A 20,734-nucleotide genomic window follows, 5' to 3' on the forward strand; every position below is an offset into this window, starting at 1 on the left:
ACGCGGTGCGGCATTCACCCCGGATTATCAGGCATCGCCCATCCGGTTGCCGTCAGCATCCAGCCACCAGCACAGCACCTTGCCCTCCGGGCGCAGCTTGTCATCTTCCGACGGTTCGGGCTGGATGAAGTCCTTGTGGCAGGTCACCCCGCCAATCCGGATTTCACCGTAAGTGTTATGCCCCAAACGGGCCGACATGACCTTGTCTATCAGAAACGGGCTGAGTTCATCCGGCCTTGCACAATCCGGGTCGGCAATGATCTCGGCAATCCGCAGACGCTTGGCATCCTCTGCCTCCAGAATGCGGGCCACATCCGCACGAAACTCCATCTCGGTCGCGATATAATCATCCAGCGCAGGCAGTTTGCGCATGGCCGGTTTTTTCAGCTTGATATAACCGTCAAAATACAGCGCCTTCAGAACGCGCGCCCCGATGGGAGAGGTCAGCTGCACCGCCGCATCATGAAACGCCATTTCACGGTCCTCGGCTGACAGGCGCATGGTTGACGGTCGCCCCTCCAGCACGGCGCGCCGCAACGCGGCCAGGGCTGCCGTGCGGTGAACATTCGGAATAAGATCGATGATTGCCAAAGCAGGCTTCATGCGTGCCTGAATTTCCCAGAGCATTCGGCAATTCCTTTTCATGGAGGTTGGCGCTATGTACCCCGTCATCGTCCGCCCGTCCACCTGAGGCTGGCTCCCCCCATCGCGGGACTTGCGTCAGGGGCCTGTTCCGCGCATTCAGGTGAATATGATTATACCCCCAGACCATACCCGCGATGCCGACAGGACCCTTGGCTGGTCGGAATTCTTCGAGGTGCAGCTTGCGCCCGATGAAACGCATCTCGTGCCCATGCGCATCGCAACCGTACACCGCTCCCGTATGGGTGCGGAATCCGCGGCAGGTCCGGCACGGCTGCAAATTCCGCCGCTGACGAATACCGCCCATTATGCGGTCGGGGACTGGGTACTGGCCACCCCCGAGGACAATCTGCTTGTCCGCAGGCTGGAGCGCAGGACCCTGCTGCAACGCCGCACCGAAGGGGGGCGCCTGCCCCAGCTGATCGCTGCAAACGTGGATACGCTGTTCATCGTCACCTCCTGCAATGACGACCTGAATCCCGCGCGGCTCGAACGCTATATCGCCCTTGCGAACGAGGCGGGCACCACACCCGTGATCGTCCTGACCAAGGCCGATCAGGTCGCGGATACCGCCCCCTACCGCGATCAGGTGGTCGGCCTTCAGCGCGGGCTGGCCGTGGTTGCCCTGAACGGTCAGGTGCCCGAGGCCGCCGATGTACTGGCCCCCTGGTGCGGGCCGGGTCAGACGGTGGCACTTGTCGGATCTTCCGGCGTGGGAAAATCATCGCTGCTGAACACATTGGCGCAGAAAACGGGTGATGACGCCCAGCTTACGGGCAGCATCCGTGAGGATGACGCAAAGGGGCGCCACACCACCACATCCCGGTCCCTGCATGCCATTTCGGGTGGCGGCTGGGTCATCGATACGCCGGGTATCCGTACCCTGCATGTCAGTGATCTGTCGGTTGGGCTGGATGTGCTGTTTGCCGAAATCTCCGAACTTGCGCCTTCCTGCCGGTTTCGGGATTGCACCCATGCCCATGAACCGGGCTGTGCCGTCCGGGCTGCAGTGGACGCCGGAACCCTGGATCCGGCACGCCTGGATCGCTGGCGCAAACTGCACGAGGAAAACGCCAGCAACACGCCGGTCATCACCGGCGCGCGCGGGAACAAGCGGATCAAGAACACCAACAGGCGCTGATCCGGCAGCAGCCCGCCCCACCCCGGGGCGGGCCTATGGGTGCAAGGGGTCAGGCGACGGCGCGGGCCTCCACCATACCTGCCAGCCAGCTTGATCCGAAGGGAATGGATTCATCATCAAAGTCGAAATCCGGCGTATGGACACCGGCGGTATCGCCATTGCCCAGAAACACGAAGGCCGACGGGATCTTTTCCGCGTAATACGCAAAATCCTCTGCCCCCATCACCGGGTCGATCGTGGAATCAACGGCATTGTCGCCGCCGATGGCCTCAGCCACCGCGATCGCATGGCTTGTCGCATCCGCATCGTTGATGGTGACAGGATAGCCGCGTTCATAAAGAACCTCGGCGGTTGCGCCCTGTGCCTCGGCAATGGCGGTGGCAGTCTTGATCAGCCGTGCCTCGATCAGGTCGCGCACACCGGGGTCCATCGTGCGAACGGTACCGCCAAGGGTTACGACCTGCGGAATCACATTGGTCGCAGGGCTGTCGGTCTTGCAGGCGCAGACCGACAGAACCGCCGATTGCAGCGGGTTCACGTTACGGGCCACGATACCCTGCAAGCCGACAACGATCTGCGCCGCAGTCAGCATGGTATCGATACATTCATGCGGCCGGGCCGCATGCCCCCCGCGCCCCGTGACCGTGATCTGGAACGTATCCGCCGATGCCATCATGGGGCCGCTGCGCGTCTTGTACTTGCCGATCGGGGTGCCCGGATTGGTGTGCAGACCATACATCTCCTGCACCCCCCACCTGGAAATCAGGCCGTCATCGATCATTGCCTTGGCTCCGGCGCCCCCTTCTTCTGCAGGCTGGAAGACCAATACCGCCGTCCCGCTGAAGTTGCGCGTTTCCGCCAGATATTTCGCAGCCCCAAGCAGCATGGCGGTATGCCCGTCATGGCCGCAGGCGTGCATGACGCCCGGGTTCTTGGAGGCATGCGGATGCCCCGTCAGTTCGGTAATCGGCAGCGCATCCATATCTGCACGCAGCCCGATTACCTTGGTGCCCGGCCCCTTGCCACGGATCACCCCGACAACCCCGGTTCTGCCAATTCCCTCCTGCACCTCATCCACGCCAAAGCTGCGCAACAGTTCTGCCACGCGCGCGGCAGTCCGATGCTCCTGGTACATCAGTTCGGGGTGCTCATGGAAATCACGGCGCCATGCGGTAATTTCTGGCAGAAGCTCGGCAAAACGGTTGGGAAACGGCATATCGGGTCCTTATTGGCTTAGGCGGGTCACAAGGCGCTGCATGAAGTCCCAGCCCGCCTCGAACTGGCTGATTTCAATGAATTCATCGGGTGTATGTGCCTGGGCGATATCCCCCGGCCCACAAACCACCGTGGAATATCCGTTGGCCTGAAAATGCCCCGCCTCGGTGCCATAGCTCACGACATTCACCGAATTATCTCCCGTCAAGCCACGGGCCAGCTCTTCGGCAGCCCCGTCGGCTTCCGGCACAAGGGGCGGCACGGTAAAGCTGTGCGACAACTCGATGCGGGCCGCAGGACCGACTGCCTTCATCCGACGTTCCACCTGATCGACGACCTCGCGGTAGCGGGCCCCCCAATCATCCACATTCTCGTCTGGAACAACCCGGTACCCCAGCTTGAAGGTGCATTCACCCGCGGTGATATTATTCGCCTCCCCCCCGTGGATGACACCCACGCTGACGGTGGTGAACGGCGGATCGAACAAGGCAGCGGTTTCCGTCGGCTTGGCCGACATCAGCGCATCATTGGTTTCGTTCAGCCAGTTCAGGATGCGGCCAGCCTCATGCACCGCCGAAACCCCCAGATGCTGACGTGACGAATGCACGGGCACGCCGATGATCTTTGTATCGATCGAACGGCTGCCCTTGTGTCCCGTGACCACCCGCATACTGCTCGGCTCTCCCACGATGACGGCGGCGGCGCGGGGCAGATCGCGGGCCATCGCCTCGACCATCGATACGCAGCCCGTGCAGCCCACCTCCTCATCATAGCTCAGGGCAAGCTGCAACGGACGCTTGACCCCGGCCTTGATTGCCAGCGGCACAGCGGCGATCGCCAGCGCGTCGAACCCTTTCATGTCGGCAGTCCCGCGGCCATAGAACCGGCCATCCCGTTCCGTCAGCTCCCATGGATCATCGGTCCACGGCTGCCCATCAACCGGAACGACATCCGTATGACCGGACAGCACGACACCCCCTTCGACCTTCGGCCCGCAATGGACATAGAGATTGGCCTTCGTCCCATCGGGTGACAGGATGCGGACACATTCGGCCCCCCAGCCCTCCAGATACTCCTGCACCCAATCGATCAATGGCAGATTGGTCGTACTGCTGACGGAAGGGAACGAGACCAGTTTGGCTAGTATCTCGCGGGGGCTCAGTTCGGTCGGCATATGTCAGTCCTTGAGAACGCGGTGATCCGGTCCCACGATTTCGTAATCGGAGGCCTTGCTGTCATGGCCCACCGGAAAGATGGGCGACGGGATGGGGTTGTATCGCACCTCACGCTGCAGACCGCGTGAATTGGGATCCGCCTGCGGCACGGCGGACAGCAGCGCACGGGTATAGGCGTGACGCGGGTTGGAGAATACGGCCGCGCGCGGGCCTATCTCGACGATCCGCCCCATGTACATGACACCGACATGGTGGCTTACACGTTCCACCACGGCCATATCGTGGCTGATGAACAGGAACGACAGATCCAGATCGGCCTGAAGTTCCATCATCAGGTTCAACACCTGCGCCTGCACCGACACATCCAGCGCGGAAACGGCCTCATCGGCGATGACCAGCTTCGGGCCAAGTGCCAACGCGCGGGCAATCGCCACACGCTGGCGCTGCCCGCCCGACAATTCGTGCGGATAGCGGCGCATGAAGGCGCGGGGCAGCTGCACACGATCGAACAGGGTGGCGACCCGATCCTCCAGCTCCGCCCCGGTGGCGATGTTGTAGTTCCGCATCGGCTCGGCCACCTGGTCGAACAGGCGCATCGTGGGGTTCAGGCTGGCATAGGGATCCTGAAAGATCATCTGGATATCGCGGCGCATCTGGCGCCGTTCCATCGTGGACTGGGGCTGGATCAGGTTTTTGCCACCCAGCCACACCTGCCCGCTGGTCGGTTCGATCAGCCGCAGGATGGATCGACCGCATGTGGATTTGCCGCAGCCGGATTCCCCGACAAGGGACAGCGTTTCGCCCGTGCGGATCTGCAACGAGACATCTTCCACCGCATGCACATTCGCAATCGTCCGGCGCAGCAGCCCGCCCTTTACCGGGAACCGCGTGGTCAGATGGCGCACATCAAGCAGCACCTCTCCTTGCGGACGCGGCGGATAGACGGGGGCGGGAATGACCTGACCATCGCGGGTATATAGCTGCATCGGCTCGGGGGCGGCTTTTCCCTCCATCTCTCCCAGACGGGGAACGGCAGCCAGCAAGGCACGGGTATAGGGATGTTTCGGGGCCTCGAATATCTGCCCGACAGGCCCCTCCTCGACCTTGTTGCCCCGGAACATGACGACGACACGATCGGCAAGTTGCGCCACCACCGACATATCGTGAGTGATGAACATCACGGCCATGCCCTGCTCGCGCTTCAGCCGGTCGATCAGGGTCAGGATCTCGGCCTGGATGGTCACATCCAGCGCAGTTGTCGGCTCGTCGCAGATCAGCAGCTTCGGCTCGCAGGCCATGGCCATCGCGATGACGACACGCTGGCGCATTCCGCCTGAAAGCTCGTGCGGGTACTGTGTCAGCCGACGCTCCGGTTCGTTGATCCGAACCATCTTCAACAGTTCCAGCGCACGCTGCCGCGCGTCGGCGGCGGACATGGCGCGGTGGATGCGGATGCCCTCGGTCAACTGGCGTTCGATGGTGAACACCGGGTTCAGGCTGGTCATCGGCTCCTGAAAGATCATGCCGATTTCGTTGCCGCGGATCGTACGCATCGTGGGGCTGTCGGCCTGTGCCAGATCGATCATGCCGTCCTTGCGCTGAAACTCAAGCTGGCCGCCCGCAATCTCGCCACCGCCGAATTCCACCAGCCGCATCAGCGACAGGGAGGATACCGACTTTCCCGAACCGGATTCACCCACGACGCAAACGCATTCCCCTGCGTTTATGTCAAAGCTCAGATCCTCCACCCCCAGTACGGGACCGTCGTTCGTCTGGAATGCAACGCGCAAATTCCGGATGCGCACCAATGGCGCGGGATCAGGCAGGTGATCGAGCATGGTGATGAGCCTTGTCGAAGGGTACGGGCCACGAAATACGGCCTCACTGCCCTAACGAAGTCAGATGGGATACCAAAAGTCAAACCGCCAAAAAATCTTTTTCCGATTAAATTTTATGCATGTGTGATTATTAAAAAACCTTGCAAGATTAGTGGTTTCTGATGAACACTGCCCGAACAAGGGGCAAAAGACCCCGCCACCACGCCGGGGCATTTACCCTCCCGAAATGCCCCGGCGTGGTTATTGAACCGACCCAACATGGAGAACCGAATGACCCTAAGACATCTGCTGCTCGGGGCTGGTCTTTCTGCCCTTCTGGCACCCGCAGCCTTTGCCGAACGTGGCGCGGACGGACATGTGAACCTGATCTATTATCAGGCTCCATCGATCATGAACCCCTATCTTTCCGGCGGCACGAAAGACCTTGAGGCCTCCAGCCTCGTGATCGAGCCGCTTGTGCGTTTCAACCCCACAGGAGAGATGGTTCCCTGGCTGGTCGAAGAGATTCCCACGATCGAAAACGGCGGCGTGGCCGAGGATATGACCTCGATCACCTACAAGCTGAAACCCGGCCTGAAATGGTCCGACGGCACCGATTTCACAGCAGATGACGTGGTCTTTACCGGGCAATACTGCATGCATCCCGAAGGGGCCTGCGCCCAGCTGGCACGATTTGAGGGTGTGAAGGAGATCGAGGCGCTTGATCCGCAAACGGTCAAGATCACGTTTACCGGACCGAAACCCTATCCCTACATGCCGTTCGTCACCTACGAATCGCCGATCCTGCAAAAGGCGCAATTCCAGAATTGCACCGGCACCGCCGGCCCAAGCTGCAGCGAGGAAAACTTCAACCCCATCGGCACAGGCGCATTCAAGGTGGACGAATTCCGCCCGAATGACGTGATCTCGCTGTCGGCCAACGAAAACTACCGTGACCCGGCCCTGCCCCATTTCGCCACCATGACGCTGAAGGGCGGCGGCGATGCGGCGGCCGCAGCACGTTCGGTGCTGGAAACCGGCGAATACGATTACGCCTGGAACATTCAGCTGGCACCCGAAGTGCTGGCGCAGATGATTTCCGCCGGCAAGGGTGAGGCGATAAAAACCTTTGGCACTCAGGTCGAACGGATCGAAGTGAACCTGACCGATCCGTCCTCCTCGCTGCCCGAGGGCGAACGCTCCACCGACGCGCACCCCCATCCGTTCCTGAGCGATGTGCGTGTGCGCCGGGCCTTGTCGATGGCGATCGACCGCCAGTTGCTGTCCGATATCGGTTACGGCGAAGCGGGCAAACCCACCTGCAACCTGGTGCCGGCACCGGCTGCCTATGCCTCGCCCAATACGGAATGCCTGACACAGGATATCGAAGGGGCAAAGGCCCTGCTGGACGAAGCAGGCTGGGTTCCGGGATCAGATGGTGTGCGTGAAAAGGATGGCATGCGGCTGAGCCTACTGTTCCAGACCTCCACCAATGCCGTACGGCAGGATTTCCAGTCGATCATCAAGCAGTGGTGGCAGGAAATCGGCGTGGAAACCGAACTGAAGAATGTGGACGGCTCGGTCTTCTTCGGTTCGGATCCGGGGTCGCCCGATACGATGCACAAATTCTATGCCGACGTGGAAATGTACGCCAACACCTTCCCCGGTACGGACCCCGAGCAGTATCTGGCCCAGTACACCTGTGAAAAAGCCCCCGATCCGGGCAACGCATGGCAGGGTTCGAACACCAACCGGTATTGCGATCCCGCCTATGATGAAATGCTGGCCGAACTGGGGGCCACTGCGGATCTGGAAGAACGTGGCCGCCTGAGCATCGCCCTGAACGACATGCTGACCAAGGATTCGATGACAGTACTGCCGCTGGTCTATCGCGGCACATCCTCTGCCCGGTCCAACACGTTGGGCGGGGTCAACATCAACGCGTGGGACAGCGGCCTCTGGAATGTCGCTGACTGGTACCGCGTAAAATAATGCCCCGGCGCGCCTTCGGGCGCGCCTTTCCTTTTCTCTTCCTGACGGAAGGTGCCGATGCTCACCTTTACTATACGCCGACTACTGGTCGCGATCCCGACACTCCTCTTCATCAGCCTTATCATCTTCTTGCTGCTGGACCTGGCTCCGGGGGATCCATTGGCAAACATGCCACTGACGATTCCGCCTGATGTCCGTGAAAACATGCGCGCGGCGCTTGGCCTCGACCAGCCTGTCTGGATCCGCTACGCCCTGTGGTTGAAGCAGTTCTTCTGGGTAGAGCCACTCAACATCCTCGATTCCATTCTGGGAACCAGCCTTGCCGGTGACGGACAGCGCGTTCTGTCATGGCAGACACGTTCCCCCGTGGCCGACATCATCGCACAACGGATGCCCCAGACGCTTTGGGTTGTGGGCCTTGCCTATGTTGTGGGTGTTCTGATCGCCATCCCGATCGGCATCATCTCGGCCTACAAACAGTATTCCGTGTTCGATCAGGCCGGAACCTTCGTATCGATGATCGGCTATTCCGTTCCGCCCTTCTTTACCGGCGTGCTGGTCATCATCATCTTTTCGGTCAATCTGGGCTGGTTTCCCTCGATCTATGACACCACCCTGCAGGTGAACAGCTGGGCAACGTTCAAACAGCAGCTGATCCAGATGGTGATGCCCGTCATGGTGCTGGCATTGCAGACCACGGCACAGATCAGCCGTTTCATGCGCGCCTCCATGCTGGACAACCTCCGGCAGGATTACGTGCGCACGGCGCGGGCAAAGGGCCTGCGGGAACGCACGGTGCTGATGGCCCATGTCGCACGCAACTCCATGATCCCGGTCGTAACCGTCATCGCCCTTGGTGTCCCGTCGATCTTCGGCGGTGCGATCATCACCGAACAGGTCTTCAAGGTAAACGGCATCGGCCAGCTGATGATCACCTCCATCCAGTCAAACGACATTCCGATGGTACAAACCCTGACCTTCATTTTCGCCGTGCTGATCGTGCTGGCGAACCTGATCGCCGACATCCTTTATGGACTGCTTGACCCGAGGATCCGCTATGACTGATGCAACAGCCTCCGCCCCGCCGCGCCACAGATCGCAACGACAAGAGGTCTGGCGCCAGTTCCGCAGCCACAAGGGGGCCATGGCGGGGCTGGTGATCTTCGTCGTCATCCTGCTGGGCGTCACGATCGGTCCGTGGCTATGGGGGCTGGATGCCACCCTGGTCGACATCCGTTCGCGCAATCTGGGGCCGTCGCTGGCACATCCCTTCGGAACGGACCAGCTCGGGCGCGATCTGCTGGCCCGGATCCTGTCGGGCGGGCGCGTGTCATTGGCCGTCGGGCTGACGGCCATGTTGCTGTCGCTGGCTCTGGGCACATTCGTGGGCGTGGTCGCCGGGTTCTTCGAGCGTCTGGATGGGGCGCTGATGCGGCTCACCGATCTGTTTCTTGCCCTGCCCCTGCTGCCCCTGCTGCTGGTGATGGTCATGCTGTTCCGCGAACCGCTCTCGCGCAGCTTCGGGCCGGAAAACGGCATTTTCCTGCTGATGGTGACGGCCATCGGGCTGACAAGCTGGATGAACACCGCGCGTATCGTGCGCGGCGATGTTCTGGCGATCAAGAACCGGGAATTCATCATGGCGGCAAAATCGATCGGGACCGAACCCTCGGCCATGATCCGGCGCCATATCCTGCCCAACGTCCTCAGCCCGATCCTCGTATCGGCAACACTGGGTATTGCCACGGCCATCATCACCGAATCCTCGCTGTCCTTTCTCGGGCTGGGCTTTCCGCCCGATTTCCCGACCTGGGGGCGCCTGCTCTATGATGCCGTGGACCAGATCCAGCTGTTCCCGATCCGCGTCATCCTGCCCGGTGTTGCCATTGCCCTGACGGTGCTGTCGGTCAACTACATCGGTGATGGCCTGCGCGACGCAATGGATCTGCGGGCGCGCAAGCGCTAGGCATTTTGCCCTAGCTGACGAATTCGCGGACGAATTCGGTGGCAGGGTTGGACCGGATATCGATGGGGCGGCCGATCTGTTCGATCCGCCCCATCGACATGACAACCACCAGATCCGCCAGCTCCATCGCCTCTTCCTGATCATGGGTCACGAAGATGGATGTCAGGCCGGTCGCATCATGGATCTCGCGAAGGCCCGCGCGCAATTCACGCCGCACGCGGGCATCCAATGCACCAAAGGGTTCATCCAGCAGCAACATCCGCGGCTCGATCGCCAGCGCCCGCGCCAATGCCACGCGCTGCCGTTGGCCCCCCGATAATTGCGATGGATAGCGCCCCCCGATTTCCGGCAGCTGGATCAGCTCCAGTAGGTTCGTCACACGGCGCGTGATCTCCCCTGCCGGCGGACGGCTAAGGCGGGACCGCGCGCGCAACCCATAGGCAATATTCTCGAACACCGTCATATGGCGGAACAGCGCGTAGGACTGGAACACGAAGCCGGCGCGCCGCTCCTGTACCGTCAGGCCGGCGGCGTCGGCGCCTTCCAGCAGCACCCTGCCCGAACTGGGAAACTCCAACCCGCCCAGAATACGCAGCAATGTAGTCTTCCCCGATCCCGACGGCCCCAGCAACGCCACAAGTGCCCCCGAAGGGATCGCAAGGCTGACCGGATGAAGCGCCGCGGTGGTGCCATAAGCTTTGGCAATTTCTTCGATCTGGATATGCATCTTAAAGCTCCTTCTCAATGGCGACGGGTGGCGGCCAGCGCGTCGGCATGGTACCATTCCAAGATGGATTTCAGGGCGAGGGTCATCAGCGCCAACAGCGCCAGCACGGCCGCAAGCGTAAAGGCGGCAACCGAAAGATATTCGTTGTACATCATTTCGATGGTGATCGGCATCGTAGCCGTCTCACCGCGGATACGGCCCGAAACCACCGCCACGGCGCCGAATTCACCCATTGCGCGGGCGTTGCACAGCAGTACGCCGTACAGCAGCGCCCAACGGATGTTCGGCAGGGTAACGGTACGGAACACGCGCCAGCCGGAAGCCCCCAGCGTCAGCGCGGCCTCTTCCTCGGCCCGGCCCTGTTCGATCATCACCGGAATCAATTCCCGCGCGACAAAGGGAAAGGAGACGAAGACCGTCGCCAGAACCACGCCGGGCAGCGCAAAGATGATCGGCACCCCTGCCCCCACCAGCATCCCGCCCAAAGTGGAATTGGCGCCCAACAGCAGCACAAGGCACAAGCCCGCCACCACCGGTGACACCGAAAACGGCAGGTCGATCAGGGTGATCAGAAAGGCCTTGCCGCGAAAATCGAACTTGGTAATCGCCCAGGCCGCCGCAAGGCCAAATACCGCATTCATCGGAACCGAAATTGCCGCCACCGTCAGCGTCAGGCGAATGGCCTGCCACGCATCCCGCTGGCCAAGGGATTCTACCGCCGTCATCCACCCACGCGACAGCGCCTCGGAGAACACGACGAACAATGGCGCGAACAGCAGCAAGGACAGGATGGAGACGACCGTGCCGATCAGCAAGCGGCGCGCCCAGGGCGATTCCTCGGTCGGGTTCCGAAAGGCAATCAAGTCAGACATATCCGATCCTCCGTCTGCTCCAGATCTGGATGAGGTTGATGGCAAACAGCATGAGAAAGGAGATCAGCAGCATCGCGATCCCGATGGCTGCGGCGGCGTTGTAATTGAACTCCTCCAACCGGATCACGATCAGCAAGGGGGCGATCTCGGTCCGGTTCGGAATATTGCCCGCAATGAAGATGACCGAGCCGTATTCACCGACCGAGCGTGCCAGGGCCAAGGCGAACCCCGTCAGGGCCGCAGGCATCAGCATCGGCAGGATCACCCGGCGCAGCGTCGTCAGCCGTGAGGCCCCCAGACTGGCCGAGGCTTCTTCCACCTCATGCTCTATTTCCGCGATCACAGGCTGTACCGTCCGGGTGACGAACGGCAGCCCGACAAAGACCAGCGCCACGAAAATACCCGCCTGCGTATAGGCGATGCGCAGGCCCATATCCGCCGCAATCCCGCCGAACAATCCGTTCGGCGCATAAAGCGTGGTCAATGCGATACCCGCCACTGCCGTCGGCAGCGCAAAGGGCAGATCGACTGCGGCATCGATCAGCCTTTTACCCGGAAAGCGGTAGCGTACCAATATCCAGGCCAGCATCACACCGAACACCAGATTGAACAGGGCCGCCAAGACCGACAGGCGGAACGAAAGGAACAGCGCGCCGCGTACCCTTTCGCTGCTGACTGTGGCCCAGATTTCGGCTGGCCCCCATACCAGCCCCCGCATCAGCAGGGCCATGATCGGCAGGATAACGATGACCGACAGCATCGTGACCGTGATTCCCATGGCCAGATTGAATCCCGGCATGGCGGACCGGCGTATGAGCATGCTCGGCATTCCGTCACCTCGCCGTATAGATCTGGTCGAAGGTGCCCCCATCGCCGAAATGCTCGGGCTGTGCCTTGGCCCAACCCCCGAAGTCGGCAATCGTCACCAGATCCAGCGCGGGAAGCCGGGCCACATCCTCGGGGTCGGCGGCCGACGCATCCCAGGCGCGATAGTAGTTCTTCATCGCAAGCGCCTGCGCCTCGGGGCTGTAAAGATACTGAAGGTATTCGGCAGCCAGCGCGTGCTGCGCCTCGTCATCGGCATTGCCCTCGACCAAGGCCACTGACGGTTCGGCCAAAATGGACATGGACGGGACAACAATGTCGAACTGGTCATCGCCAAGTTCGTCCAGTGCCAACCACGCCTCGTTTTCCCATGCCAGAAGCACATCGCCGATACCGCGCTGCGTGAAGGTCGTCGTGGAACCGCGTGCCCCGCTGTCCAGAACCGGCACATGTTTGTACAGGTTGCCGACAAAGCCAGCCGGATCCTGCCCGTTCCGTTCGGCCCACGCCCATGCGGCCAGATAGCTCCAACGGGCGGCGCCCGAGGTTTTCGGGTTCGGGGTGATCACCTCCACCCCGTCCTGCACCAGATCGCCCCAATCCCTGATCCCCTTGGGGTTCCCCTCGCGTACAAGGAACACGATGGTGGAAGTATAGGGCGCGGACCCATGCGGCAGCCTCGATTGCCAATCCGCGGGAATCTTGTCCGTGGCGTTTGCAATCGCGTCGATGTCGCCAGCCAGTGCCAGTGTCACCACCTGCGCATCCAGACCGTCGATCACTGCCCGCGCCTGCGACCCGGACCCCCCGTGAGAGCTTTCAAGCCGGACAGGCCCATGCCCCTCGGCCTTCCAGTGCGCTTCGAAGGCTGCATTGTACTCGCGGTAGAATTCGCGGGTCGGATCATAGGATACGTTCAGCAGGCTTTGCGCCGATGCAAGGCTTGGCACTGCTGCCATGGCCAGTGGAAGTGCCATGTAAAGAATGTTCTTTGCCAGTTTCATCGCCATCTCCGTTATCCACACCGGCCACAGGGGCCGCGCTGCGTTAATAACGACAGGATTTGTCGTGTTTTGCAAAAGCACGTTTATGGCGAATGCACAGGGCGCCGCAGAAAATTATTCTACGGCGCCCTCGGGGTATGAACTGGCAGAGGTATTCTACAGCTTGATGCTTTGCCGGCGGTCACCCGCAATCATCTGCTGGATCTGGCGCACGATCTGATCGGCATGCTGGCTGGCAAGCGTATCGGCGGCGGCAATATCCCCCGCTTCGATAGCTGCGATCATATCTTCATGCTCCGTCACATATTGCGCGGGCAGCTTGTCATCGAACGAGGAATAATAGAGCCGTAGAATCCGCCGCCCCTCATCCAGCAACCGGCAGAACAGGCTGGTATAGTAGGGGTTCCGCCCCGCCTCGGCGATGGCCGCATGGAAATTGCGGTTCGTGGCGATCATGCCCAGCGCATCGCGGCCCTTTACGGCCGCAGCAAAATCAGCCTGATGCTGGCGGATCACCTCCATATCCCCATCCGTGCGGTTTTCGGCGGCCAGCCGCGTTGTCACGCGGTACATCAGGCTCATCGCATCGAAGAAGGTATGCAGGTTCAGGAAATCAATGTTCGATACCACGGTGGAGCGATTGGGCAACGTCGTCACCAATCCCTCGGCCGCCAGCCGGACCAAGGCCTCGCGGATGGGGGTGCGCGACATGGCCAAACGCTCGGCCAGCTGGATCTCATCGATCGGGCTGCCGGGCGGCAGAACCAGATTCAGGATATCGTCCCGCATGATCTCATAGACGAATTTGACGCCTTCGCCGCGTTTACGTTCGGGCTGTGGCACTGCGAGACCTTTGTTCATATCATTCACCCTTCACTTGATACACGCATATGGGAACGGTACCGCCGCTTCAACGCGCTTAGCGTGCGCCCCAGCTGTCGGATACGCGATATCCTGCCGGCCAGGGGTCCGATGGGTCCAGCATGTGCTGGTGGATTCCGGTAATCCAGCCACGCCCCGAAATTTCCGGCAGGATGGCAGCTATCCCGCCGACATCTGTGGTGCCAAGGATGCGCCCCGTGAATGTGGAGCCGATCAGCGACACCGCCGTCAGGCTCTGATCCCGGGTCATCTGCCCCCGCGCATGCAAGACAGCCATACGCGCCGACAGGGCCGTCCCGGTCGGAGAGCGGTCAACCTTGCCCGGCTGGATCGCCACCGCCGCCCCCGCTTGCAGATCGCCGCCCACCTGCTGCAACGCCCCTGCAAACAGGCAAAAGGAGAAATGCCGCCAATCGGGCATTTCAGGATGGTGAAACCACATCTGTTCATTTGCGGCATTGGTGATCCGCACGCCCAGGCGGGCAATGTCATGCGCCTCGGTCGCCTCCATCGCAAATCCCATGCTGGCGGCATCGACAATGACAAAACTGTCACCGCCAAAGGCCGTATCTACCGTCAGGGTTCCGATCCCCTCCACCTCGATGGTCTGATCCAGTGGCCCCGCGAAACTGGGCAGGTTCTGTACGAATATCCGCTCTGCCTTGCCGTTCCTGCATTCCGCGCGCACCCGCACCAATCCGCCCGGCGCCTCCAGTACCAGATCGGTAACAGGTTCCTGCATCGGGATCAGCCCGCCATCCAGCAGTACCGTCGCCACGCAGATAGAATTGGAGCCTGACATGGGCGGCGTGTCTTCCGGCTCCATGATGATGAAGGCGGCATCCGCCTCGGGATGCTTTGGCGGCACTAGAAGGTTCACATGGCGAAAAACACCACCGCGCGGTTCATTCAGCACAAAGTTCCGCAAGGTCTGGTCCTGCGCGATCCAGCGACTCTGCTCCCAGATCGTTTGTCCGGGCGGGGGTAGAACGCCACCGACGATTACGTCGCCCACCTCGCCTTCGGCATGGGCGGAAATGACATGTACCGTTCTGGAACTGCGCATTGCTTTTACCTCTCGTTCCTTTCGCGCCGAGCGGATCGGGGCCATCCTTGCTCGTCATGAAACAGCAGAAACACATCGCCACAAATATGTCGACAATTAAAATACAAACTGTATTGTAACACGGGAAGAACAGACTCGTTGCCGGTACCACCGGTGGCCATGTGGAGATGACCCAGATGAATTCCGAAATTTTTACCGGCACGATTCCGGCCCTGATGACGCCCTGCAAGGCAGATCGCACCCCAGACTTTGACGCATTGGTCCGCAAGGGCAAAGAACTGATTGCGCTTGGCATGTCGGCAGTCGTGTATTGCGGCTCCATGGGGGACTGGCCCCTGCTGACCGACGCCCAGCGGATGGAAGGCGTGGAGCGTCTGGCTGCTGCCGGCGTGCCCGTCATCGTGGGAACAGGCGCCGTCAATTCGGCAACTGCCGTGGACCATGCGGTTCATGCACAGAAGGTCGGCGCCAAGGGTCTGATGCTGATCCCGCGGGTTCTGTCGCGCGGTAGCGTGATTGCAGCGCAGAAAGAGCATTTCAAGGCAATCCTTGCCGCCGCACCGGAACTTCCTGCAGTCATCTACAACAGCCCCTACTACGGCTTTGCCACCCGCGCCGATCTGTTCTTCGCGCTGCGGGCCGAACATCCGAACCTGATCGGGTTCAAGGAATTCGGCGGCAACAAGGATCTTTCCTATGCAGCCGAACACATCACCTCCAAGGACGAGGGGGTGACCCTGATGATCGGCGTGGATACCGCCGTATTCCACGGTTTCGTCAACTGCGGTGCAAAAGGCGCCATCACCGGCATCGGTTGCGTTCTGCCCAAGGAGGTTCTGCACCTGACCGCGCTCTGCATGGCTGCGGCAAAGGGCAATTCCACCGCCCGCCGTCTGGCCAAAGAACTGGACGAAGCGCTGCTGACACTTGCCACCGTGGATGCGGGCCCCGATCTGGTGCTGTTCTTCAAGCACATGATGGTTCTGAAAGGGAACGCCGAATACGCGCTCAACTTCATCGAGACCGACCAGCTTTCGGCCAGCCAGCAAGGCTTCATCGAGGCGCAACTGGCGCTGTTCGATACGTGGTATGCGAACTGGACCAAGGAAACCGGCGCCCTCGATATCGTAGTCTGAACCGGTACGCGTGAACAGCGAAAGGCCCTCCGTATTCGGGGGGCCTTCTGCATGTGTCAGACGGCATCCAACCCTTGGGTGCGGAGTTTCTCCAGCAATGCCATCTCCTCGGCGGTCAGGGTGATCCCCACGGCTTCGGACTTGATACGGGCGGCATAGCGACGCTGGGATGGCAGGCGTGCGCCCTGCCCTGCAATTGCCTCGAACAGAACCTCTGCGCGGGCAAAGGGATCGCTGCGCCCTGCGGCAAACCGCTTGGGGCAGAAGGCGATGACCAGCTCGCCATGATGCGGCAACAGCGACATCGAACCCAGATACTCCAGCGCCTCGGGGCTGGTCAGATCGCCAATCATCACCCCGGCCAGCAGTTCGACCATGGTGGAAATGGCAGACCCCTTATGCCCGCCGAAGGGCAGCATGGCCCCGTCAAGGGCAGCTGCCGGATCGGTCGTGGGCCGCCCTTCTGCATCGATTGCCCACCCCTCCGGCAGGGGTGTTCCGGCACGGCGATGCAACTCGATCTCTCCGCGCGCGGCAACACTCGTGGCGAAGTCGAATACATAGGGTGTGTTGTCCTTGCGCGGCCACCCGAATGCGACCGGATTGGTGCCCAGCAGGGCCTCGGTTCCGCCGGTCGGGGCCACACTGGAATAGCTGGGGCACATTGCCAGAACCGCGCACCCCTGATCTGTCAGGGCCTCGACCTCGGGCCATAACGCCGAGAAATGCAGGCAGGAATTGATGGCAAGTGCCGCTACACCCAGTTCCTTGGCCCTGGCCGCCAGAACCGGCGCCCCAAGCTCGAAAGCGGCGGGGGAAAACGCGCCCTTGGCGTCCACGCGGATGACACCGCTTCCGTCATCCAGCAACTCGGGCACAGCCTGCGGCATCACCTTGCCTGCCTTCAGCGTCCGGAAACACCCTTCGATGCGGTAAACGCCATGCGATTTGCATGCATCCCTTTCTCCGGCTACGATGGTGCGGGCGACCGCGGTTGCCTGGGCATCGGAGACGCCGGCGTTGCGAAAAATCTGTGTTGTCATCTCGGTCAATTCCGCGATGCTCAGAACCGTCGGGCTGTTCATGACCGTGGCCCCCTTCGTTGGTTTTGCTGCTGAATATTTTGTATATATACTGTATACATTCCGGCAGGTCATCCGATTTCGTTATCGCCCGGCGGCGGTAATCGACAGAGAAACAAGGGCGATGACCATTACGCGAAGCCTTCGCATACGAACTGTATATTAATTGTATTTTGCAATTGCAGCCAGCCGCGATAAGCTGGTTCCATAACAATGATCCGAATCGACTTCGGACGTATCCAACTGGAGAGATCTATGAAACTTCCCATGACTCTTGGCGGACTGATGGTTGCCGCAGGCCTGTTCGCAACCAGCGCGCATGCCGACAAACTGGATGACATCATCTCCTCCGGGACCCTGCGTTGTGCCGTCGTGCTGGATTTCCCGCCCATGGGATCGCGCGATGAAAGCAACAACCCGGTCGGTTTCGACGTTGATTATTGCAACGATCTGGCCGCCGCCTTGGGTGTTGATGCCGAAATCGTCGAAACCCCCTTCCCCGAGCGTATTCCTGCGCTGATGTCCGGCCGTGTCGATGTCGGCGTCGCCTCCACCTCGGACACGCTGGAACGTGCGAAGACCGTGGGCTTCTCGGTACCCTACTTCGCGTTCGAGAACGTGGTCACCTCCAACGAAGAGTCCGGCATCAACAGCTTTGACGATATGAAGGGCAAGACCGTCGGTGCAACGGCAGGCACCTTCGAGGCCATTGCCCTTCAGGCGCAGGTCGAGGAATGGGGTGAGGGCGAATTCCGTCCGTACCAGAGCCAGGCCGACGTATTCCTTGCGCTGAGCCAGGGCCAGATCGATGCGACCGTTTCCACGTCCACCGTGGCGCAGGCCAATGTGAAGTCGGGCAATTTCCCCGGCATCTCCGTCGTGGGCAAGGCCCCCTTCGATATTGACTATGTTGCCCTGTTCACCAATCGTGAAGAATACGGCTTCATCAACTATCTGAACCTGTTCGTAAGCCAGCAGGTCCGCACCGGCCGCTACGAAGAGCTTTATGCAAAATGGGTCGGTGGCGAACTTCCCGACCTGAGCGCTGCCGGCGTTACTCGCTGATTTGATCCGTCCAAATGGTGCCGCAGGCCTGTAGGCAGGCGGCACCCCACCTCGATCATTGAGGCATACGGCGATGTTCAATTACACGTTCCAATGGAATCAGGCCTTGGCGCGCCTTCCCCAGATGCTGGATGGCGCGCTGGTCACGATGCAGATCGCGATCCTGTCGATGGCAATCGGCGTTCTGCTGGCAATCCTGCTGACGGGTTGCCGTCTTTCGGGTATCCGCGTGCTGCAGGGCTTCGCGGTCACATGGGTGGAAATCGCCCGCAATACGCCCGCCCTGTTCCAGATCTACATGGCACATTTCGGTGTCGCCAGTTTCGGGATCCACTTCAGCCCGTTCACATCGCTGCTGATCGGGATCACCTTCAATAACGCCGGTTATCTGGCCGAGAATTTCCGTGGTGCGCTCAAGGCCATTTCCGATACGCAATCGCGTGCGGGCCGGTCGCTGGGCATGACACCCGTGCAGGCGTTCCGCTATATCGTTCTGCCGCAAATGCTGCGCATCGCCTATCTCCCGATGACGAACCAGATGGTCTGGGCCATTCTCATGACGTCACTGGGTGTGACCGTCGGCATGAACTCGGATCTTTACGGTGTCACGCAGGATCTGAATGCGCTGACCTTCCGCACGTTTGAGCTTTTCGCGATCGCTGCCGTGATCTTCTACGTCATCACCAAAGTCATCGGACTGGGGGCGCGGCTGCTCGCGACCCGCCTGTTCCGGTATTAAGAGGGAGACGAGACATGTTCGATACCGCCCTCTCTGCACACGATCTGCTCTTTCTGGCCAAAGGCGCGGGTGTCACCCTGCTGGTGACTGCAATCTCCGTCGCCTTTGGCACAATTCTGGGGATCCTCTGCGGCGTATTCCGGTTTCAGGTCGGTCCTTATTGGGCCAGTCCGGTTACCTTCATCCTAGATATCTTCCGCTCCATCCCGTTGCTGATCCAGCTGGTTCTGGCCAATGCGTTTCTGGGCATGGTCCTGAAACTGCGGATGTCCGGCTTCACGATCGCCTGCGGTGTGCTGACCCTTTATACCGCCGCCTATTGCGCGGAAATCGTGCGCGGCAGCATCGGGTCCGTTCCCGGCACGACGCGCCGGGCCGGACGCTCGCTTGGTATGACATGGTTTCAGGACATGCGGTATATCGTGCTGCCGCTGGCAACGCGCGTTGCCCTGCCGTCCTGGATCGGCCTTGCGCTTGGCGTCATGAAGGATTCCGCACTGGTCTATGTTGTTCAGGTGACCGAGCTTCTGAAATCCACACAGATCCTTATCACGCGCCTGCAAGAACCCCTGTTCCTGCTGATGATCTGCGGCGCCTTCTACTTCCTCATCAGCTTCCCTATCGCACGCTTTGGTGGTTACCTCGAAAAACGGTGGTCCAATGATTAAGATCGAAAATGTCCGCAAATCCTTTGGCCAGCTGGAGGTGCTGAAAGGTATCGACCTGACCGTAGAAAAGGGCGAAGTGCTGACGATCATCGGCGGATCGGGATCGGGAAAATCCACACTGCTGACCTGCATCAACGGGTTGGAGCCTATCGATGCGGGCCGCATCACCGTTGATGGCACTGTCGTTCACGACAAATCCACCGACCTGAACAAGCTGCGCCGCAAACTGGGCATCGTTTTCCAGCAGTTCAATGCCTTCCCGCATCTGACCGTGCTGGAAAACGTGATGCTGGCCCCGCGCAAGGTCCTGAAGCAATCCAGGGCCGAAGCAGAGGCGATGGCCATCAAGCAACTGGGCCATGTGGGACTGGGGGATAAGGTCGATGTCTATCCCTCGCGCCTGTCCGGTGGGCAGCAGCAGCGGATGGCAATTGCCCGCGCGCTGGCGATGTCTCCGGGGTACATGCTGTTCGACGAGGTGACGTCGGCTCTGGACCCGCAGCTTGTCGGAGAGGTTCTGGACACGCTCCGCCTTCTGGCATCCGAAGGCATGACGATGATCTGCGTCACCCACGAGATGAAGTTCGCCCGCGAAGTGTCTGATCGCGTTGCATTCTTCCACAAGGGCGTCATGGCAGAGATCGCCCCGCCGGAAAAACTGTTCGGTGCCCCCGAGGACCCCGAACTGCAGAAATTCCTCGCTGCGACACATTGAGCCGG

General features: G+C 60.7%; 20 protein-coding genes. 9 read left to right on the top strand and 11 right to left on the bottom strand.

Features of this window, described 5'->3' with window-relative positions:
• Positions 1-27 precede the first annotated feature (27 nt).
• Positions 28-627 carry a hypothetical protein gene (locus tag TR36_RS06210; protein ID WP_062762706.1) on the bottom strand — a complete coding sequence of 200 codons (600 nt, stop codon included), beginning with the start codon at positions 625-627 and terminating at the stop codon, positions 28-30.
• Positions 628-751: 124 nt separating this feature from the next.
• On the opposite strand from TR36_RS06210, the gene rsgA reads away from it, so the two are divergent.
• The gene (rsgA, locus tag TR36_RS06215) at positions 752-1,783 is read left to right on the top strand and encodes a ribosome small subunit-dependent GTPase A (RefSeq protein WP_062762709.1); all 1,032 of its coding nucleotides are present in this window, start codon (positions 752-754) and stop codon (positions 1,781-1,783) included.
• A 49-nt stretch (positions 1,784-1,832) separates the two neighbouring features.
• Here rsgA and TR36_RS06220 read toward each other — a convergent pair whose 3' ends face one another.
• The 3 genes from TR36_RS06220 to TR36_RS06230 are packed head-to-tail and all read right to left on the bottom strand — an operon-like array spanning position 1,833 to position 6,011.
• The gene (locus TR36_RS06220) at positions 1,833-2,999 is read right to left on the bottom strand and encodes a M20 aminoacylase family protein (RefSeq protein ID WP_045389076.1); all 1,167 of its coding nucleotides are present in this window, start codon (positions 2,997-2,999) and stop codon (positions 1,833-1,835) included.
• Positions 3,000-3,008: 9 nt separating this feature from the next.
• Positions 3,009-4,172 (bottom strand): acetylornithine deacetylase, encoded by a 1,164-nt coding sequence (argE, locus tag TR36_RS06225; protein ID WP_045389074.1) that lies wholly within the window; start codon positions 4,170-4,172, stop codon positions 3,009-3,011.
• 3 nt (positions 4,173-4,175) lie between these two features.
• A complete protein-coding gene (locus TR36_RS06230; protein ID WP_045389071.1) occupies positions 4,176-6,011 on the bottom strand; it encodes an ABC transporter ATP-binding protein in 1,836 nt (611 codons plus the stop codon).
• A 270-nt stretch (positions 6,012-6,281) separates the two neighbouring features.
• Here TR36_RS06230 and TR36_RS06235 point away from each other — a divergent pair, with 270 nt between their 5' ends.
• Genes TR36_RS06235 through TR36_RS06245 form a run of 3 tightly spaced genes read left to right on the top strand, consistent with a single transcriptional unit; the run spans position 6,282 to position 9,948 of the window.
• Positions 6,282-7,982: a peptide ABC transporter substrate-binding protein gene (locus TR36_RS06235; protein WP_045389069.1), complete on the top strand. Its 1,701-nt coding sequence runs from the start codon at positions 6,282-6,284 to the stop codon at positions 7,980-7,982.
• 57 nt (positions 7,983-8,039) lie between these two features.
• Positions 8,040-9,047: an ABC transporter permease gene (locus TR36_RS06240; RefSeq protein WP_045389066.1), complete on the top strand. Its 1,008-nt coding sequence runs from the start codon at positions 8,040-8,042 to the stop codon at positions 9,045-9,047.
• Complete coding sequence (locus TR36_RS06245) at positions 9,040-9,948, top strand: ABC transporter permease (RefSeq protein WP_082714869.1); 909 nt, start codon at positions 9,040-9,042, stop codon at positions 9,946-9,948. Before TR36_RS06240 ends, TR36_RS06245 begins: the two co-directional genes overlap by 8 nt.
• Before the next feature lie 10 nt (positions 9,949-9,958).
• Here the strand turns inward: TR36_RS06245 and TR36_RS06250 are convergent, their stop codons facing one another.
• From TR36_RS06250 to TR36_RS06275, 6 genes are all read right to left on the bottom strand, one after another.
• A complete protein-coding gene (locus TR36_RS06250; RefSeq protein WP_045389952.1) occupies positions 9,959-10,675 on the bottom strand; it encodes a sulfate/molybdate ABC transporter ATP-binding protein in 717 nt (238 codons plus the stop codon).
• Between the two features lie 14 nt (positions 10,676-10,689).
• A complete protein-coding gene (cysW, locus tag TR36_RS06255; RefSeq protein ID WP_062762712.1) occupies positions 10,690-11,547 on the bottom strand; it encodes a sulfate ABC transporter permease subunit CysW in 858 nt (285 codons plus the stop codon).
• Positions 11,540-12,376 (bottom strand): sulfate ABC transporter permease subunit CysT, encoded by an 837-nt coding sequence (gene cysT, locus TR36_RS06260; RefSeq protein WP_045389060.1) that lies wholly within the window; start codon positions 12,374-12,376, stop codon positions 11,540-11,542. The genes cysW and cysT overlap by 8 nt, the downstream gene beginning before the upstream one ends.
• Positions 12,377-12,380: 4 nt before the next feature.
• Complete coding sequence (locus tag TR36_RS06265; protein WP_045389951.1) at positions 12,381-13,349, bottom strand: sulfate ABC transporter substrate-binding protein; 969 nt, start codon at positions 13,347-13,349, stop codon at positions 12,381-12,383.
• A gap of 183 nt (positions 13,350-13,532) precedes the next feature.
• Positions 13,533-14,237, bottom strand: coding sequence for a GntR family transcriptional regulator (locus TR36_RS06270; RefSeq protein WP_045389057.1), 705 nt, complete (start codon positions 14,235-14,237; stop codon positions 13,533-13,535).
• 58 nt (positions 14,238-14,295) lie between these two features.
• Complete coding sequence (locus TR36_RS06275) at positions 14,296-15,324, bottom strand: proline racemase family protein (protein WP_045389054.1); 1,029 nt, start codon at positions 15,322-15,324, stop codon at positions 14,296-14,298.
• Between the two features lie 176 nt (positions 15,325-15,500).
• Here TR36_RS06275 and TR36_RS06280 point away from each other — a divergent pair, with 176 nt between their 5' ends.
• Complete coding sequence (locus TR36_RS06280; RefSeq protein WP_045389949.1) at positions 15,501-16,460, top strand: dihydrodipicolinate synthase family protein; 960 nt, start codon at positions 15,501-15,503, stop codon at positions 16,458-16,460.
• 56 nt (positions 16,461-16,516) lie between these two features.
• On the opposite strand, the gene TR36_RS06285 is transcribed toward TR36_RS06280, so the two are convergent.
• Entirely contained in the window at positions 16,517-17,545 is a 1,029-nt protein-coding gene (locus TR36_RS06285) for an Ldh family oxidoreductase (protein ID WP_045389051.1), read from the bottom strand.
• A 252-nt stretch (positions 17,546-17,797) separates the two neighbouring features.
• Between TR36_RS06285 and TR36_RS06290 the strand changes: the two genes are divergently transcribed.
• From TR36_RS06290 to TR36_RS06305, 4 genes are all read left to right on the top strand, one after another.
• Positions 17,798-18,607 carry a transporter substrate-binding domain-containing protein gene (locus tag TR36_RS06290; protein ID WP_062762715.1) on the top strand — a complete coding sequence of 270 codons (810 nt, stop codon included), beginning with the start codon at positions 17,798-17,800 and terminating at the stop codon, positions 18,605-18,607.
• A gap of 73 nt (positions 18,608-18,680) precedes the next feature.
• On the top strand, positions 18,681-19,346 hold the full coding sequence (locus TR36_RS06295; RefSeq protein WP_045389045.1) for an amino acid ABC transporter permease: 666 nt from the start codon (positions 18,681-18,683) through the stop codon (positions 19,344-19,346).
• Between the two features lie 14 nt (positions 19,347-19,360).
• Positions 19,361-20,014: an amino acid ABC transporter permease gene (locus TR36_RS06300; RefSeq protein ID WP_045389042.1), complete on the top strand. Its 654-nt coding sequence runs from the start codon at positions 19,361-19,363 to the stop codon at positions 20,012-20,014.
• The gene (locus TR36_RS06305) at positions 20,007-20,729 is read left to right on the top strand and encodes an amino acid ABC transporter ATP-binding protein (RefSeq protein WP_045389039.1); all 723 of its coding nucleotides are present in this window, start codon (positions 20,007-20,009) and stop codon (positions 20,727-20,729) included. Before TR36_RS06300 ends, TR36_RS06305 begins: the two co-directional genes overlap by 8 nt.
• The last annotated feature ends 5 nt before the right edge of the window (positions 20,730-20,734 follow it).

Source organism: Falsirhodobacter sp. alg1, from assembly GCF_000739715.2.
In the GTDB taxonomy this organism is placed as follows: domain Bacteria; phylum Pseudomonadota; class Alphaproteobacteria; order Rhodobacterales; family Rhodobacteraceae; genus Falsirhodobacter.